The following is a 17,598-nucleotide window of genomic DNA, read 5'->3' on the forward strand; positions in this document are numbered from 1 at the left end:
AAAACTGCTCATTTCTCTCTATACGGGTCTTTTTCTTAATTTGACTCGGATAGCCACATTGTTTGTCTGGTCATCTGCTACCATCCGCGCAGTTTAATTCCGTTTCGGATGGTTATATGTCTCACTCACTCAAAAAAATGACCCTTACCGGGCTCATTCTGATGATTTTTACGTCAGTCTTTGGCTTTGCCAATAGCCCGTCCGCGTTTTATCTGATGGGCTACAGCGCGACGCCGTTTTATATCGTTTCCGCTCTGTTCTTCTTTATCCCGTTTGCGCTGATGATGGCGGAGATGGGCTCGGCGTATAGGAAAGAAGAAGGCGGCATCTATTCGTGGATGAACAACAGCGTCGGTCCGCGTTACGCGTTTATCGGTACGTTCATGTGGTTTTCATCCTACGTCGTCTGGATGGTCAGCACGGCGGCCAAGGTTTGGGTGCCGTTCTCAACGTTTCTCTTCGGTGCGGATAAAACGCAGGTCTGGTCTCTGGCGGGGCTGAGCTCCACGCAGGTGGTCGGTATTCTGGCAGTGTGCTGGATGGTGGTGGTCACCCTGGTGGCCTCGAAAGGCATCAACAAAATTGCCCGTATCACTGCCGTTGGCGGCATTTCCGTGATGTACCTGAACCTGGTGCTGCTGCTGGTCAGCATCGCTATTCTGTGCCTGAACGGCGGGCATTTCGCACAGGAAGTCAACTTCGTTTCATCGCCTAATCCGGGTTACCAGTCCGGGCTGGCCATGCTCTCCTTTGTGGTGTTTGCCATCTTTGCTTACGGTGGAATTGAAGCCGTGGGCGGGCTGGTCGACAAAACCGAAAATCCGGAAAAGAACTTCGCCAAAGGTATTATCTTTGCCGCCATCGTCATTTCTATTGGCTACTCACTGGCGATTTTCCTCTGGGGCGTCAGCACCAACTGGCAGCAGATGTTAAGTAATAACACCACCAACCTCGGCAACATTACCTACGTGCTGATGAAAAGCCTGGGGGTGACGCTGGGCAACGCCATGGATCTCGCGCCGGAAACGTCGGCCACCCTGGGGATCTGGTTTGCGCGGATTACTGGCTTGTCGATGTTCCTCGCCTATACTGGCGCATTCTTCACGCTGATCTACTCGCCGCTGAAAGCGATTATTCAGGGGACGCCAAAGGCGCTGTGGCCCGCACGTATGACGCAGCTGAACGCTGCCGGTATGCCTGCCAACGCGATGTGGATGCAGTGCCTGCTGGTGTGCGTGTTCATTCTGCTGGTGTCCTTCGGCGGTGATACCGCGTCGGCGTTCTATAACAAGCTGACCCTGATGGCGAACGTATCGATGACGCTTCCGTATCTGTTCCTGACCCTGGCGTTCCCGTTCTTTAAGGCGAAGCGGGATCTGGAGCGGCCGTTTGTGATCTTCAAAACCCGCGCGGCGACGCTGCTGGCGACCACTGTTGTGGTGCTGGTCGTCGCGTTCGCCAACATCTTTACCGTCATTCAGCCCGTGGTTGAGGCAAATGACTGGAACAGCACGCTGTGGATGGTTGGCGGACCGATCTTCTTCTCGCTGCTGGCAATGGGGATTTATGAGCATTACCGTCGTCGCTCGACGGCCTGTGTAGCAGAAGTGGCGTAAAGGATTGACCCCCTCCCGACGGGGAGGGGGAAAGGATTACAAACTTCCCGCCGGGCGCGTACGCGCCGCTGACGTCAACGTTCTTCCCGTCTTACGTCCGTCCAGCGTTTCCAGACGCATCTGGAACGGTGGGAACGGCATATCAATTCCGTGCTCGCGGAAGCCAGCCAGAATCAACTGGTGGATCTCATGGCGCAGCGGCATACGGTGTCCCATCTCGGCGGCGTAGATACGCAGCTCGAAAATCTGGATCCCCTGCTGCAAATCAACCAGGAACACTTCCGGCGGCGGGTTGTCGATTACCAGCGAACAGCGTTCAGCAGCCGTATAGAGGATCTGCGTCACCTCTTCGCTGTTGGCATCCGACGGAGCGGGTACGGTCAGCACCACACGCGTGACGGAGTCGGACAGCGACCAGTTGATAAACTGCTCGGTAATAAACGCCTTGTTCGGGACGATGATCTCTTTACGGTCCCAGTCGCTGATGGTGGTGGCGCGGGTGTTGATCCTGGTGACGCTGCCGGTGAGATCGCGGATGGTCACCGTATCGCCAATTCGAATCGGCTTTTCAAACAGAATGATCAGACCAGAAACGAAGTTGGCAAAAATCTCCTGTAAACCAAAGCCCAGGCCTACGGTCAGGGCGGCAACCAGCCATTGCAGTTTTGACCATTCGATACCAATCATCGAGAAGCCAACCAGCCCACCAAACAGCATGATTAAATACTTGGTGATGGTGGTGATCGCATAGCCTGTGCCGGGGGTTAAATCCAGATGCTGCAACAGCGCCAGCTCCAGCAGGGCAGGGAAGTTACGGATCAGCTGCGTGGTGATGATCAGCACCAGAATCGCAATCAGCACGGCCCCTAAGGTTATGGGCTCCAGACTTTCGACCCCCTGCACCGTGGACGTCACATCCCATAAAGAGATGTTCTCCAGGAAGCCAAACGCGGAGTGGATTTCCGACCACAGGAAGATCACCGACAGCAGGGCAACCAGCATCAGAATTGAGCGTACCAGCCGCAGGGACTGGGTACTGATCGCATCCAGATCCAGTTCGACGTCATCGGCGTCTGTGGTCCCTTCGGTGCTGTTGACGTGGTTCGGCTCTTCTTCACCCCGCGCGCGCTGGGCCAGAATTTCTGCGCGACGGTGTTTGGCACGGTCAAACGCCAGACGACGACGCTGGATCAGCATGCCGCGGCGAATAACATGGTAGACCACCAGCAGCAGAAACCAGATAGCCACCGACGTTTCCAGTCGGGCGAGCAGCGCCTGCGCCGTGGCGAGATAACCGACCGCTGCCGCCAGCATCGCCGCCAGCGGCGCGCTGAGCAGCAGGTTCCACAGCAGACGGTTAAACATGTTATCGCCGCTGCCGGTCTTGTCGAGATAGAGCGGGATCCCGGCGCGTTTCAGGCTGAGCGTCACTACCGCTAACGCCCCGCAGATCAGCATAAAGCACAACCGTCCCAGCGAGCCGGAGAACTCACGGTCATTGAGATTATCGAACATGATCAACGCCATAATCAGCGGCACAATCAGCCCGATACTCATCAGGTAGTAACGCATCGCCCGCGCAACGCGATTACGCGGCCAGCCAAAGTGAGCGATGAACAGACCATTTGGCCGCGCAAACGTGGCGCAAATCATCACCACCCACAGCAGCGGAACGGTGGCGGTCACGCCATCGCCAATCGCGACGGCAAGCGGGTAGGGCCAGGCTTCACGCAGGCCGTATCCGAGCGTCATCCACAGCACCGGCAGCGGAGACGCGACCAGAATTGACCAGAACACCGTACGCAACGTCAGCCAGAAGTGATCCTGGGTTACTTTTCCCACTCGGGCGCTGGAGCGCTCAAGGAAACGGGTGAAGTGACGACGGGAATAAATACTGAAGCCCACCAGAATCAGCGCCCCCAGCAGCGGGAAGATGGTCTCCTTGCTGGTTATCATCATTACGCTGGCGAGGCCCAGCTGGCTGAAGGTGTCCAATGAAATGAGGCGGCGCAGATCCTGCACAATCTCAATCGGCCAGGCGAAGGTCATCGGCCGCACGTCGGACGTCCAGAAAAGGTAACGGTGCGTGGCTTCGTTGACCTCTTTCAGCGCATCCTCCAGCTGGCTATTCGAGACTTTCAGCTTAGTCAGCTCAAGGATCAGCGTATCGCCTCCCTGCAACAGGGAATTGAGCAGTTCGCGCTGGGTGCGCAGTTGCGCTTCCAGAATACGACTTTGCTCGCCGGTGAGCGGCTGTCCGTCAGCCTGACGGATCTGGCGGATTTGCGGCTGCTTGTTGAGGAGATCTTCATAATGAAGACGCTGAACGCGCAGCTGCGCCATCTCCGTATCAAGCTGCTGCGGTTTTGGCATCTCTGGCAGACGAGCCACCTGGGCGCGTAACGCTTCGCCCAACAGGTTAGACGAGCCAAGCCACTGGGACTGTTCACGCAGCGTGTTGAGCGCCTGACGAACCTGGAGGGTTTGATTGGTGGCCTGACGCTGCTGCGAGGCCACCAAATCCATGCGCTGCGCCTGCTGATTCAGCGCGGCAGAAAGCTCGCGGTTAACCTTAAACTGGGCGACGATGCTGTCGGGCAGGTTAGCACTGTTTTCGGCCAGTAACTCGGTGCTTTCCAGCGCACGTTCAGCTTCACGCTGACGCTGGCTGTTGAGTTGATTTCTCAGCGCCTGGAGATATGCATCCAGCTGCTGGCTCTGCTTCTGCGCCAGCTCGGAACGCATCCGCGACAGCTCCTGGCGGTTGTTAGCGGAAAGCTGCGCCAGCTCCAGTTCATCAACCAGCGCTTTTAGTCTGGCGGATTCCGCCTGCAACCCAAGATTTTGCGCCTGATTCTGCGGTGTGCTGCCTGTCTGCGTCCCGATGCGACGTTCCACCTCATTTAACTGACGGCGGGCATCGGTTTGCTGCTGTGGAAGCTGGCTGAGGGAATCGGCAATTTCACGCGCCCGTTCCTGCTCCTGCTGCGCCAGACGGCTTTTTTCCAGCAGTTGGCTGCTGACTTGCAGGATCTCCTGATTCAGCGCCTCGGACGTCATCCCCGCGGGGACCTGGCGTGGTTCATCGCGCAGGTTGTTTAGCTGCGAGCGCAGGGTCTGAGAGAGTTTGGGGAAGTTGTCGATAACCTGCTGGTACTGTTGCGCGCGCTCAAGGGAACCCTTTCGTTCCTCAAGCGCGTTCAGTGCAGACTGGAGCGACTCAACGGTCTCCGGCTGAGCGGGTTTCGCCGCTTTTGCCTGCTCCAGCTCCTGGGTTATCTGTTTGGCGTCGGGGGCCGTCGCTGCGTACGCCCCCATGCTGAGGCACCAGGCCATCAGTAATACGATAATCGGGCGCACGTCAGCGATCCTTCTGTTGTTAGCCTTCGTCTTTTTTGTCGTCAACCAGCGGGCTGGCGTCGTGCTCGGCTTTGATCTCTTCTTCCGGCAACGGGGCAGGCGCAACCTCTGGCGTCACAAAGACCTCCGTCGATACTGCCAGAGGCTGGCCGAGTTTGGTCACGGACAGGCTTTCCAGCTCGTCGACCAGGTTAACTTTGCCCGGTGCGAACAGGTTGATGACCGTTGAGCCCAGCTTGAAGCGGCCCATTTCCTGACCTTTCAGCAGGGCCACAGAACCTTCTTCTTCGCCGGCAGGCCAGGTCCAGCGCTTGATCACGCCTTCGCGCGGCGGCGTAATGGTGCCCGCCCAGACGGTTTCGATGCTTCCTACAATGGTAGCACCCACCAGAATCTGCGCCATTGGGCCAAATTCAGTATCAAACAGGCAGATGACGCGCTCGTTACGGGCAAACAGGTTAGGAACGTTTTGCGCCGTCAGGTGGTTTACGGAGAACAGATCCCCCGGCACGTAGATCATCTCGCGCAGAATACCGTTACACGGCATATGCACGCGGTGGTAGTCGCGTGGGGAGAGATAGGTGGTCGCGAAAGTCCCGTTACGGAACAGATCGGCCATTATGTAGTTACCGGCCAGCAGCGCTTCCAGGCTGTAGTTATGGCCTTTCGCCTGCAAAATTTTGTCGTCTTCAATTTTACCCAGCTGGCTGATCACGCCGTCCGCTGGCATCACAAGCACGTTCGGGTCGGTATTCAGCGGGCGCACTTCGTCGCGCAGCGGACGCACAAAAAATTCGTTGAAGGTGCGGTAGCTTGCCGTATCCGGCTTCTGCGCTTCTTTCATGTCGACCTTGTAGTATTTCACGAACAGGTCGATGACCAGTTTGGTCAGCCAGCCCGCTCGTTTGCTCGCGCCCCAGCCCGCCAGGCGAGTGAGCCACAGTTTCGGCAGAATGTATTGAAGCGAAAGTTTAAATGAGTTTAACAAGGTAGCCTCCAGGCCATTGTTTTGTCGTTCCTGATCCGGCATTACGCTGCCGGAACCTGAAAAAAGGGGACGATTTTAGCGACGCTTAGCTTAGTTGTCAGTTATCAGAATCAGAAAAGTTTTTACGCGTTTTTACCTGGTCCATGCTTTCGAGAATACGGTGGTAATTTTCGAAACGGGTTTCCGCAATTTCTCCGTTCTCTACTGCTTCGCGGATGGCGCAGCCCGGATCGTTGTCATGTTTACAGTCGCGGTATTTGCAAGCGCCTAAATAGTCATGGAATTCGACAAATCCGTTAAAGATTTGTTCCGGCTCGAGGTGCCAGAGACCAAACTCACGCACGCCCGGGGAGTCAATCACATCGCCGCCGTGCGGGAAGTGATAGAGACGTGAGGCGGTGGTGGTGTGCTGGCCCAGGCCCGAGACGTCAGACACATCGTTGGTCAGGATCTCCTGCTGAAGGCCGAGCAGGTTGTTAAGCAGGCTCGATTTACCTACGCCGGACTGCCCCGCAAAGATGCTGATGCGGTCGGTCAGCGCATCTTCTAACGGCTTCAGGCCATCTTTGGTGCGGCTGGAAACCATCAACACGCGATAGCCAATGTTGCGGTAAATATCCATCTGCTCATTTACAAAGGCCATGGCCTCGTCATCCAGCAGATCGATTTTATTCAGCACGATGAGCGGCTCAACCTGTAGCGTTTCGCAGGCCACCAGATAACGGTCAATAATATTGAGCGAAAGCTCAGGCAAAATCGCCGAAACGATCACGATCTGGTTAATGTTGGCGGCAATGGGCTTCACGCCGTCGTAGAAATCTGGACGGGTCAGAACCGACGTGCGTTCATGCACGGCTTCTACGATGCCTTTAACCGTTACCCCTTCCGCCGCCTCTTTACCTGGACGCCAGACCACGCGGTCACCGGTCACCAGGGAACGGATGGTGCGACGGATATTGCAACGGTGGATATCCCCGTCGGCGGATTCGACATCGGCGTGCATGCCGAAGCGGCTAATCACAACGCCTTCTGTCGCTTCGCCAAACAGGTTGTCGTCGTAATCGGGCTTCTCCGTAGTGGTTTTAAGACGGCGCTGGTGATTTGCATTCACGCGGCGCTGCTGCCCTTTGGAGAGTTTATTTTTACTCAATCGCGCTGGCTCCTGGTCGCCCGTAGCGGGCAAAACCTCTATGATACACTCTAATTAATACTAGTTAACCTGCTACTGCCGGTTATGCGAGAAGGGTGGAAAATAACATGAGCGCGGACGAAAACAACCTGATTTGGATCGATCTGGAGATGACCGGCCTGGATCCCGAGCGCGATCGCATTATTGAGATCGCCACACTGGTCACCGATGCCAATCTCAATATTCTGGCGGAAGGCCCAACGATTGCCGTGCACCAGTCCGATGACCAGCTTGCGCTGATGGATGAGTGGAACGTGCGTACTCATACCGGCAGCGGGCTGGTAGAACGCGTGAAGGCCAGCTCCCTGGGCGACCGCGAAGCGGAGCTGGCGACGCTTGAATTTCTGAAGCAGTGGGTGCCGGCAGGAAAATCGCCTATCTGTGGCAACAGCATTGGTCAGGATCGTCGTTTCCTGTTTAAGTACATGCCGGAGCTGGAGTCCTACTTCCACTACCGCTATCTGGATGTGAGCACCCTGAAAGAGCTGGCCCGCCGCTGGAAACCGGAAATTCTCGACGGCTTTACAAAGCAGGGGACGCACCAGGCGATGGACGACATCCGTGAGTCTGTTGCGGAGCTGGCGTACTATCGCGAAAACTTTATTAAGCTCTGATTTTGCGATCCGGCGCCTTGCGTGGCCGGGTTTTTGTCGCTAAATTGTTCAGCTTGCCGATTAAATAAGCACTTGAACTGAATTTCAAAAAAATCGCTTTGAGGGGGGTTGCAGCTAAACGGATTTCTCGTATAATGCGCCTCCCGTAACGACAGAGAATTACACGTTACGACAGCAACAAAAGCAGTACAGATTTGCGGGAATAGCTCAGTTGGTAGAGCACGACCTTGCCAAGGTCGGGGTCGCGAGTTCGAGTCTCGTTTCCCGCTCCAAAATTTGAAAAGTATCGCAAGGTACGCCAGCACCAGAACACCCAAGCGGGAATAGCTCAGTTGGTAGAGCACGACCTTGCCAAGGTCGGGGTCGCGAGTTCGAGTCTCGTTTCCCGCTCCAAAATTTGAAAGTATCGCAAGATACGCATAGCACCAGAACACCCAAGCGGGAATAGCTCAGTTGGTAGAGCACGACCTTGCCAAGGTCGGGGTCGCGAGTTCGAGTCTCGTTTCCCGCTCCAAATTCTTCTTCATCTCCAGATTATCCACAGCGAAGTGCTTCGTTGGGGACGTTTTCTATTATGTCTGAAATACTCTTGTGAACAGAGTTATCCACAGAAACCGTGTTAAAACCAGTCTGTACGAAATGTTAGCAGGGTGAATAATATCTTCGTAATTCCCTGTAATTTATGAAGAAAATTTGATTTCAAAATGTTATTGAGATCACTTGACCTGTTTGCCAGAGCTGATGGCGCCTGAATTCTTATTTTTATTCACAGCCTGTGAATATATCACACATCCCGCGGCAGCCCTTTTTCAATCACCCTGACCAGACGCTGTTTCTTCGGTAACTGCACTTCAACCACGCCGGCATTTCGCTTCTCAATTTGCTGCGCAATCGCCCATTCTATGTGCTCATCAAGAAGTGGGTGCTCACCTCTACGGCTTTCGAGCGCCTGAAGATTTGCTTCATCCCACGGGGCATTCCCCAGCGCAACGGCCACATTACGCAGCCAGCGCAGGTGGCCGATACGACGTATGGCGGAACCCTCCGTCACCTTCAGGAACCAGGCTTCGCTCCAGGCGAACAGTTCGATCAACTGCGGGGCATGTAACGCCTTGCGCGGACTGAAGTCTTCTTCGTCCGTCAACTGTGAATAACGGTTCCACGGACAAATCAGCTGACAGTCATCACAGCCGTAGATGCGGTTGCCGATAAGCGGACGAAATTCCTCTGGAATGGCGCCTTCCAGCTCGATAGTGAGATAAGAGATACAGCGGCGCGCATCAACGGTATACGGTTCGACAATAGCGCCCGTTGGGCAGATGGTCATACAGGCCACACAGCGACCACAGTCTTCTTCCACCGGACCGTCTACCGGCAGGGGTAAATCAATCAGCAGTTCACCCAGGAAAAAGAATGAGCCCGCGTCGCGGCTTAAGATAAGTGAGTGCTTACCTGTCCAGCCGAGCCCGGCTTTTTCGGCGATCGGGCGCTCAAGAATAGGCGCAGAATCGACAAAGGGTCTAAAATTCAGCGAAACACAGTGCTGCTGAATGGTTTCCCCGAGCTTTTTTAGACGGTTGCGCAGAAGTTTATGGTAGTCACGTCCCAGAGCGTATCGGCTGACGTAACCCAGCGAAGGATTTTTTAGCGTGCGCGCAAAGGCCGCGTTAGCAGGCAGATAGTTCATGCGTACGCTAATAACGCGCAGCGTACCCGGCAACAGCTCGTGGGGGCGGGCACGCATCATACCGTGACGCGCCATCCACTCCATCTCGCCGTGGTATTGTTTATCCAGCCATGCCTGGAGCTTAGGCTCGCTGGCAGAGAGGTCGGTGTCAGTAATACCGACCTTCTGGAAGCCCAGTTCAGCACCCCACTGTTTTATTTTTTGCGCTAATTCATTGAGATCGAGGGGCTGTGACATGACGGACCATACTGTGAAGAAAAACCCCGCAAGTATACCACATTCCATCTGGCATGCGGATGACCTCCGTCGGGCCGAGAAAGAGGCCGCAGATAGCCTGGGCATTACCCTTTACGAATTGATGCAGCGCGCGGGCGAGGCGGCGTTTAACGTGGCGCGCACGGCTTATCCGGATGCCTCGCACTATCTAGTCCTGTGCGGACACGGCAATAACGGTGGCGATGGTTATGTGGTGGCTCGTCTTGCGGTGGCGGCGGGGCTGCGCGTCACCCTGCTGGCGCTGGAGAGCGACAAGCCGTTACCGGAAGAAGCGGGCATGGCGAGAGAGGCCTGGCTGAATGCGGGGGGCATTATTCATGCGCCTGATATCGTCTGGCCCGAGGATGTCGACGTGATTGTTGACGGTCTGCTGGGGACGGGACTGATGCGCGCGCCTCGCGATCACGTCGCCGCGCTGATTACGCGCGCTAATGCGCACCCCGCCCCGGTGGTAGCGCTGGATATCCCCTCCGGCCTGATGGCACAAACCGGCGTGACGCCGGGCGTGTCGATTGAGGCGGCGCGCACCGTGACTTTTATCGCCCTGAAGCCGGGTTTGCTTACCGGTAAAGCGCGGGATGTCGTGGGCACGTTACACCACAACGCCCTGGGGCTGGAAAACTGGCTGGCCGGACAGGATACCCACATCACCCGCTTTGATGCCTCCCTGCTTGCACAGTGGCTGCCGCCGCGCCGTCCCACGTCCCATAAGGGCGACCATGGCCGACTGCTGATTATCGGCGGCGATCGCGGCACGGCAGGTGCGATTCGTATGACCGGAGAGGCCGCGTTGCGCAGCGGCGCCGGATTAATACGCGTGCTGACCCGCAGCGAAAACATCCCGCCCATTATTACCGCGCGGCCGGAGCTGATGGTCCACGAGCTTACCCCGCAGGCGATTGAAGAGGGTCTTGAGTGGGCGGACGTGGTGGTCATTGGTCCGGGCCTGGGTCAGCAGGAGTGGGGTAAACAGGCCCTGCAAAAGGCCGAGAATTTTCGTAAACCGATGCTCTGGGATGCCGACGCGCTTAACCTTCTGGCAATAAACCCGGATAAGCGTCACAATCGCATTCTGACGCCGCACCCCGGCGAAGCCGCACGGCTGCTTAACTGTAGCGTGGCAGAAATTGAAAGCGATCGCTTACTTTCAGCCCAACGTCTGGTAAAACGTTACGGAGGTGTTGCCGTTTTGAAAGGGGCGGGGACCGTTATCGCCAGCGATGGTGCGATGGGCATCGTTGATGCCGGTAATGCAGGCATGGCGAGCGGCGGCATGGGCGATGTGCTCTCTGGCATCATTGGCGCATTGCTCGGACAGAAACTTCCCCTTTATGATGCAGCCTGTGCCGGCTGCGTGGCCCACGGTGCGGCGGCTGACAGGCTGGCTGCTTGTTACGGAACGCGCGGTATGCTGGCCACCGATCTTTTTTGCACGCTGCGGCGTGTTGTTAACCCGGATGTGATTGACGTAGAAAATGACTAATCGAGCGATTCCTTTACCTGATGAACAAGCCACTTTAGATCTCGGCAAGCGCGTGGCGCAGGCCTGTCAGGGGGCGACCGTCATTTATCTGTATGGTAATTTAGGCGCGGGTAAAACAACCTTCAGCCGTGGCTTTTTGCAGGCGTTAGGCCATAACGGGAACGTAAAAAGCCCGACCTATACGCTGGTAGAACCGTACACGCTTGAAAATATCATGGTGTACCACTTTGATTTATATCGTCTTGCGGATCCTGAGGAGCTGGAATTTATGGGGATCCGCGATTACTTTGCCAACGACGCCATCTGCCTGGTGGAGTGGCCGCAACAAGGTGCGGGTGTGCTGCCTGACCCGGATGTCGAAATTCACTTAGATTACCAGGCACAAGGGCGTGAGGCGCGCATCAGTGCGGTTTCCTCATCAGGCTGTTCCTTACTGGCGCGTTTAGCCGGTTGAGCGTAGGGATAACGGGATGATTAATCGCGTTAAAGGTTGGGTGCTGGCTGCCACGGTCCTGCTGTGCGCGCAGGCCGGGGCGGCCAGCCTCTCGGATATTCAGGTGTCGAATGGCGATAGCCAGGCCCGTATTACGTTCAGCTTTATGGGCGATCCTGAATATGCTTTCTCACAAATCGACAGCCGCAGCGTGGCGCTCGATATTAAACAGACCGGGGTGATCCAGGGGCTGCCGCTCCAGTTCAGCGGCAACAATCTGGTGAAAAGCATCCGTTCGGGGACGCCGAAGGATGCGCAGTCTCTGCGTCTGGTGGTCGATCTCACCGAAAAGGGCAAGACGAAGGCGGTTAAGCAGCAAAACGGCGCCAATTATACGGTGGTCTTTACCATTAATGCTGATGTTCCGCCCCCGCCACCGCCTGCACCTGTTGTAGCAAAACGCGTGGAGGCGCCGGTTTATACCCCAAGGCCGTCTGAGCCAGCCCGTAATCCGTTTAAATCACAAAATGACCGACTTACCGCCGTGACCAGCAGCAACACGGTGACGCGTCCGGCGGTCAGCGCGCGGCGTACGCCGGTCAGTGGCGACAAAGTGATTATCGCCATCGACGCCGGACACGGCGGGCAAGATCCTGGCGCGATTGGCCCGGGCGGCACGCGGGAGAAAAACGTCACTATCGCCATTGCCCGTAAGCTGCGTGCGCTTCTGAATGACGATCCGATGTTTAAAGGGGTCATGACCCGCGACGGAGATTACTTTATTTCAGTGATGGGACGCTCGGATGTGGCGCGTAAGCAAAACGCCAACTTCCTGGTGTCGATTCACGCGGATGCTGCGCCGAACCGTAACGCCACCGGCGCGTCGGTATGGGTGCTGTCGAACCGTCGCGCCAACAGTGAAATGGCGAACTGGCTTGAAGAGCACGAGAAGCAGTCTGAACTATTAGGCGGGGCAGGCGATGTGCTGGCAAACAGCCAGGCCGATCCGTATCTCAGCCAGGCGGTGCTGGATTTACAGTTCGGTCATTCTCAGCGCGTCGGGTATGATGTCGCCACTAACGTACTGAGCCAGCTGCAAAGCATTGGATCGCTGCATAAGCGTCGCCCTGAGCATGCAAGCCTCGGTGTCCTGCGTTCGCCGGATATTCCGTCGATTCTGGTAGAGACGGGCTTTATCAGTAACAACGGCGAAGAGCGCCTGTTGGGCAGCGACAGCTATCAGCAGCAAATTGCCGAAGCGATTTATAACGGTCTGCGTAAATACTTTGACGCGCATCCGCTTCAGTCTGCGCCGCAGGGCGGGGCCGCCCAGACGGCAAGCGCCGCGCTGCCGGGTGAGATGACCGCGACTAATTAAGGAGAGTTCATGCCGATTCAGGTTCTACCGCCGCAGCTCGCGAACCAAATCGCCGCCGGTGAGGTGGTGGAACGCCCTGCGTCGGTGGTGAAGGAACTGGTGGAAAACAGCCTCGACGCGGGCGCGACCCGCATCGATATTGATATCGAACGCGGGGGCGCAAAGCTTATCCGCATTCGTGATAACGGCTGTGGCATCAAAAAGGACGAGCTGGCGCTGGCGCTGGCGCGTCATGCCACCAGTAAAATTGCCTCACTTGACGATCTGGAAGCGATTATCAGCCTGGGTTTTCGCGGCGAAGCGCTGGCCAGTATCAGCTCCGTTTCCCGCTTAACGTTGACCTCCCGCACGGCCGACCAGCAGGAAGCCTGGCAGGCCTACGCCGAAGGGCGTGATATGGACGTCACGGTTAAACCTGCGGCGCACCCGGTAGGCACCACGCTTGAAGTGCTGGATCTCTTCTATAACACGCCCGCCCGGCGCAAGTTTATGCGAACCGAGAAGACCGAATTCGGACATATCGACGAGATCATCCGCCGCATCGCGCTGGCGCGCTTTGATGTCACCCTCAACCTCAGCCATAACGGTAAGGTGATGCGCCAGTACCGCGCAGTGGCGGAGGGTGGACAAAAGGAGCGTCGGTTGGGCGCCATCTGCGGCACACCGTTTCTGGAAAAAGCACTGGCCATTGAGTGGCAGCATGGCGATCTGGCCCTGCGCGGCTGGGTTGCCGATCCGAACGCCAGCAGCGCCGCGTTCGCAGAAATCCAGTATTGCTACGTCAACGGCCGCATGATGCGCGACCGCCTGATTAACCACGCTATTCGACAGGCCTGCGAAGATAAGCTCGGCGCCGATCAACAGCCCGCCTTTGTGCTTTATCTGGAGATCGACCCGCACCAGGTTGACGTTAACGTGCACCCCGCCAAGCACGAGGTGCGTTTCCACCAGTCGCGCCTGGTGCATGATTTCATCTACCAGGGCGTTGCCGCTGTATTGCAGCAGCAGGCAAAGCCAGAGTTGCCGCTGGCAAAAGAAGAGCCCGCGCCGCGCCCACTTCCGGAAAACCGCGTGGCGGCCGGGCGTAACCATTTTGCCGAACCGGCGGTAGCGCGCGAGCCGGCTGCTCCACGTTTATCCCCGGCGGGCAACGCGCCGCGACCAACCGGTGCCAACTATCCCAACGCTCAGCCGGGCTACCACAAACAGCAGGGGGCGCTGTACCGCAAACTGCTGGATACGCCGGCGGTGGAGCATAAAGAGCACATCACGGTTTCAACCCCCTCTCTGGATGGGCATAGCCAGAGTTTTGGTCGGGTATTGACCATTATTGCTCCCGACATGGCGTTGCTTGAACGCGAAGGTAAACTGCTGTTGCTGGCGCTTTCCGTGGCGGAGCGCTGGCTCAAACAGGCGCAGTTAACCCCGGGGGTGAATGCCGCCTGCGCGCAGCCGCTGTTGATCCCCGTTCGCCTGAAAATATCCCCTGAAGAAACAGGAGTTTTGCGGCGCGTACAGACGCAACTGGCCGAAATGGGGATTGAAATCGTACTGGACGCGCAGCATGTGACAATTCGCGCAGTGCCTTTACCCTTACGCCAACAAAATTTACAAAACTTGATTCCTGAACTGATAGGCTACCAGGCGCAGCAAACGACGTTTGATGCCGCCGATACCGCGCAGTGGATCGCCCGCCATCTGGCCAGCGAGCATGCACCGTGGAGTATGGCGCAGGCGATTACCGTTCTGGCGGAGGTGGAGCGCCTCTGTCCACAGCTGGTGAAAGCGCCTCCAGGTGGTTTGTTACAACCTGTTGATTTACAAACGGCGATGACCGCCCTGAAACATGACTGATGTAAGTAAGGCGAGCCTGCCAAAGGCGATTTTTTTAATGGGGCCAACGGCCTCCGGTAAAACGGCGTTAGCCATTGAGTTACGTAAAGTTTTGCCAGTAGAGTTGATTAGCGTTGATTCAGCCCTCATCTACCGAGGGATGGACATCGGCACGGCGAAGCCCAACGCAGACGAACTGCGTGCGGCACCGCACCGTTTACTGGATATTCTCGACCCGGCACAGGCTTACTCCGCGGCAGATTTTCGCCGCGACGCCTTAGCCGAGATGGCCGAGATTACCGCCGCGGGACGCATACCGCTGTTAGTTGGCGGCACGATGCTCTACTTTAAGGCGCTGCTGGAGGGGTTATCGCCTCTGCCATCGGCCGATCCGGAAGTGAGAGCGAAGATTGAGCGGCAGGCGGCAGAGCAGGGGTGGGACGCTTTGCACAGGCAACTGGAAGAGATTGACCCGGTTGCCGCAGCGCGGATCCACCCAAACGATCCGCAAAGGCTTTCCCGGGCACTGGAAGTTTTTTTCATTTCGGGTAAAACTTTAACGGAACTGACGCAAACGTCAGGAGACGCTCTGCCGTATCAGGTGCATCAGTTCGCCATCGCCCCGGCGAGCCGTGAACTGCTCCATCAACGAATTGAGCAGCGTTTTCATCAGATGTTGGCTTCAGATTTTGAAGCAGAAGTGCGGGCGCTTTTTGCCCGTGGAGATTTGCATACGGACATGCCTTCCATTCGTTGTGTGGGATACCGCCAGATGTGGTCGTATCTTGAAGGTGAGATTTCATACGATGAAATGGTTTATCGAGGTGTTTGCGCCACGAGACAGTTAGCGAAGCGCCAGATCACCTGGTTACGCAGTTGGGAGGGGGTTCACTGGTTAGACAGTGAAAAACCACAACAGGCGTTAAACGAAGTGATTGAGGTTATTGGTGATATCGCTGACTGAATGTGTACAATTAAGCCGTATCGTGCGCAATTTTTCAGAATCGCAAGGTTCTAAGTACAAAACAAGCATATAAGGAAAAGATAGAATGGCTAAGGGGCAATCTTTACAAGATCCGTTCCTGAACGCATTGCGTCGGGAGCGTGTTCCAGTTTCTATTTATTTGGTGAATGGTATTAAGCTGCAAGGTCAGATTGAGTCTTTCGATCAGTTCGTGATCCTGTTGAAAAACACGGTCAGCCAGATGGTCTATAAGCACGCGATTTCTACTGTTGTTCCGTCCCGTCCGGTATCTCATCACAGCAATAACGCTGGCGGCGGCACTGGCAGTAACTACCATCACGGCAGCAACGCGCAGGGTTCTTCAACACCAGCGCAGGACAGCGAAGAAACCGAATAAGGTTTTGGGCTGTTATCCACACGGGGAGCCAGGGATCCTGCGTTCCCCGCTGATCTTTTTAGAGAGGTTTACGCTTGTTTGACCGTTATGACGCCGGTGAGCAGGCGGTGCTGGTACACATCTATTTTTCGCAAGACAAAGATATGGAAGACCTCCAGGAGTTTGAATCTCTGGTCTCTTCCGCCGGTGTCGAAGCAATGCAGGTGATTACCGGTAGCCGTAAAGCGCCGCACCCGAAGTACTTTGTTGGTGAAGGTAAAGCAGTTGAAATTGCGGATGCCGTAAAAGCAACCGGCGCATCCGTTGTGCTGTTTGATCATGCGCTGTCTCCGGCTCAGGAACGTAACCTGGAAGCTCTCTGCGAATGCCGTGTAATCGATCGCACGGGGTTGATCTTAGATATTTTTGCTCAGCGTGCGCGTACCCACGAGGGTAAGTTGCAGGTTGAGCTGGCGCAGTTGCGCCATCTGGCGACGCGTCTGGTGCGTGGCTGGACACACCTTGAAAGACAAAAAGGCGGGATTGGTTTGCGCGGCCCGGGTGAAACCCAGCTCGAAACCGACCGCCGTTTGCTGCGTGGGCGTATAACTCAGATCCTTTCACGTCTGGAACGTGTAGAGAAACAGCGCGAACAGGGGCGTCGGGCGCGAACGAAAGCCGATATCCCAACGGTGTCGCTGGTGGGTTATACCAACGCCGGTAAATCCACCCTGTTTAACCAGATAACCGAGGCCCAGGTGTATGCCGCAGACCAGCTGTTTGCGACCCTGGACCCAACCCTGCGCCGTATTGACGTCGCAGACGTGGGTGAAACGGTGCTGGCGGATACCGTAGGGTTTATCCGCCATCTGCCGCACGATCTGGTCGCGGCGTTTAAAGCGACGTTGCAGGAGACGCGTCAGGCGACCCTGCTGCTGCATGTGATTGATGCGGCTGACGTACGCGTGCAGGAGAACATCGACGCGGTGAACGTGGTGCTCGAAGAGATCGACGCCCACGAAATTCCCACCCTGTTGGTGATGAACAAGATCGATATGCTGGACGATTTCGAACCGCGTATTGACCGAGACGAAGAGAACAAACCGATTCGGGTCTGGCTGTCTGCTCAGGCCGGGATTGGTGTGCCACTGCTTTTCCAGGCTTTGACAGAACGTCTTTCCGGTGAGGTAGCTCAGCACACGCTGCGACTGCCGCCACAGGAAGGCAGGCTGCGCAGCCGGTTTTATCAGCTTCAGGCGATAGAAAAAGAGTGGATGGAGGATGACGGCAGCGTGGGGATGCAGGTGCGTATGCCGATCGTTGACTGGCGTCGCCTCTGTAAACAAGAACCTGCGCTGGCGGACTATATCGTCTGATCAGAAAGGGGAAGCCTGAAAAATT

The 17,598-nt window shown here is 56.4% G+C and carries 13 protein-coding genes and 3 tRNA genes; 12 read left to right on the forward strand and 4 right to left on the reverse strand.

The window, feature by feature from the left end; genetic code table 11:
• Nucleotides 1-116 precede the first annotated feature (116 nt).
• Nucleotides 117-1,616 (forward strand): glutamate/gamma-aminobutyrate family transporter YjeM, encoded by a 1,500-nt coding sequence (yjeM, locus tag IMQ56_RS11805; protein WP_196064022.1) that lies wholly within the window; start codon nucleotides 117-119, stop codon nucleotides 1,614-1,616.
• Nucleotides 1,617-1,652: 36 nt separating this feature from the next.
• Here yjeM and mscM read toward each other — a convergent pair whose 3' ends face one another.
• From mscM to rsgA, 3 genes are all read right to left on the reverse strand, one after another.
• Nucleotides 1,653-4,976: a miniconductance mechanosensitive channel MscM gene (gene mscM, locus IMQ56_RS11810; protein WP_017694680.1), complete on the reverse strand. Its 3,324-nt coding sequence runs from the start codon at nucleotides 4,974-4,976 to the stop codon at nucleotides 1,653-1,655.
• Nucleotides 4,977-4,995: 19 nt separating this feature from the next.
• Nucleotides 4,996-5,964, reverse strand: coding sequence for an archaetidylserine decarboxylase (gene asd / locus IMQ56_RS11815; protein ID WP_026080660.1), 969 nt, complete (start codon nucleotides 5,962-5,964; stop codon nucleotides 4,996-4,998).
• Between the two features lie 97 nt (nucleotides 5,965-6,061).
• Entirely contained in the window at nucleotides 6,062-7,114 is a 1,053-nt protein-coding gene (gene rsgA / locus IMQ56_RS11820; RefSeq protein WP_003855964.1) for a small ribosomal subunit biogenesis GTPase RsgA, read from the reverse strand.
• Nucleotides 7,115-7,221: 107 nt separating this feature from the next.
• Between rsgA and orn the strand changes: the two genes are divergently transcribed.
• The 4 genes from orn (at nucleotide 7,222) to IMQ56_RS11840 (ending at nucleotide 8,281) form a co-directional block, all read left to right on the forward strand.
• Entirely contained in the window at nucleotides 7,222-7,767 is a 546-nt protein-coding gene (gene orn / locus IMQ56_RS11825; protein ID WP_015572462.1) for an oligoribonuclease, read from the forward strand.
• A 196-nt stretch (nucleotides 7,768-7,963) separates the two neighbouring features.
• Nucleotides 7,964-8,039, forward strand: a tRNA-Gly gene (locus IMQ56_RS11830).
• Nucleotides 8,040-8,084: 45 nt separating this feature from the next.
• Nucleotides 8,085-8,160, forward strand: a tRNA-Gly gene (locus tag IMQ56_RS11835).
• A gap of 45 nt (nucleotides 8,161-8,205) precedes the next feature.
• A tRNA-Gly gene (locus tag IMQ56_RS11840) sits at nucleotides 8,206-8,281 on the forward strand.
• 270 nt (nucleotides 8,282-8,551) lie between these two features.
• Here the strand turns inward: IMQ56_RS11840 and queG are convergent.
• Nucleotides 8,552-9,691 carry a tRNA epoxyqueuosine(34) reductase QueG gene (queG, locus tag IMQ56_RS11845; RefSeq protein WP_196064023.1) on the reverse strand — a complete coding sequence of 380 codons (1,140 nt, stop codon included), beginning with the start codon at nucleotides 9,689-9,691 and terminating at the stop codon, nucleotides 8,552-8,554.
• On the opposite strand from queG, the gene nnr reads away from it, so the two are divergent.
• From nnr to hflX, 7 genes are all read left to right on the forward strand, one after another.
• A complete protein-coding gene (nnr, locus tag IMQ56_RS11850; protein WP_196064024.1) occupies nucleotides 9,690-11,213 on the forward strand; it encodes a bifunctional ADP-dependent NAD(P)H-hydrate dehydratase/NAD(P)H-hydrate epimerase in 1,524 nt (507 codons plus the stop codon). The two genes, queG and nnr, sit on opposite strands and share 2 nt — an antisense overlap.
• The gene (gene tsaE, locus IMQ56_RS11855) at nucleotides 11,206-11,667 is read left to right on the forward strand and encodes a tRNA (adenosine(37)-N6)-threonylcarbamoyltransferase complex ATPase subunit type 1 TsaE (protein WP_023295799.1); all 462 of its coding nucleotides are present in this window, start codon (nucleotides 11,206-11,208) and stop codon (nucleotides 11,665-11,667) included. The genes nnr and tsaE overlap by 8 nt, the downstream gene beginning before the upstream one ends.
• A 16-nt stretch (nucleotides 11,668-11,683) precedes the next feature.
• Complete coding sequence (gene amiB / locus IMQ56_RS11860) at nucleotides 11,684-13,024, forward strand: N-acetylmuramoyl-L-alanine amidase AmiB (protein ID WP_023295800.1); 1,341 nt, start codon at nucleotides 11,684-11,686, stop codon at nucleotides 13,022-13,024.
• 9 nt (nucleotides 13,025-13,033) lie between these two features.
• Nucleotides 13,034-14,878 carry a DNA mismatch repair endonuclease MutL gene (gene mutL, locus IMQ56_RS11865; protein ID WP_196064025.1) on the forward strand — a complete coding sequence of 615 codons (1,845 nt, stop codon included), beginning with the start codon at nucleotides 13,034-13,036 and terminating at the stop codon, nucleotides 14,876-14,878.
• Nucleotides 14,871-15,821 (forward strand): tRNA (adenosine(37)-N6)-dimethylallyltransferase MiaA, encoded by a 951-nt coding sequence (gene miaA / locus IMQ56_RS11870; protein WP_017694676.1) that lies wholly within the window; start codon nucleotides 14,871-14,873, stop codon nucleotides 15,819-15,821. The genes mutL and miaA overlap by 8 nt, the downstream gene beginning before the upstream one ends.
• An 85-nt stretch (nucleotides 15,822-15,906) precedes the next feature.
• Nucleotides 15,907-16,218, forward strand: a complete 312-nt coding sequence (gene hfq, locus IMQ56_RS11875) for an RNA chaperone Hfq (protein WP_003855990.1) — start codon at nucleotides 15,907-15,909, stop codon at nucleotides 16,216-16,218.
• A gap of 74 nt (nucleotides 16,219-16,292) precedes the next feature.
• Nucleotides 16,293-17,573, forward strand: coding sequence for a ribosome rescue GTPase HflX (hflX, locus tag IMQ56_RS11880; protein ID WP_003855991.1), 1,281 nt, complete (start codon nucleotides 16,293-16,295; stop codon nucleotides 17,571-17,573).
• Nucleotides 17,574-17,598: the final 25 nt, after the last annotated feature.

The sequence above is a fragment of the Enterobacter sp. Res13-Sevr-PEC09-46 genome, from assembly GCF_015672585.1.
Taxonomy (GTDB): domain Bacteria; phylum Pseudomonadota; class Gammaproteobacteria; order Enterobacterales; family Enterobacteriaceae; genus Enterobacter; species Enterobacter hormaechei_C.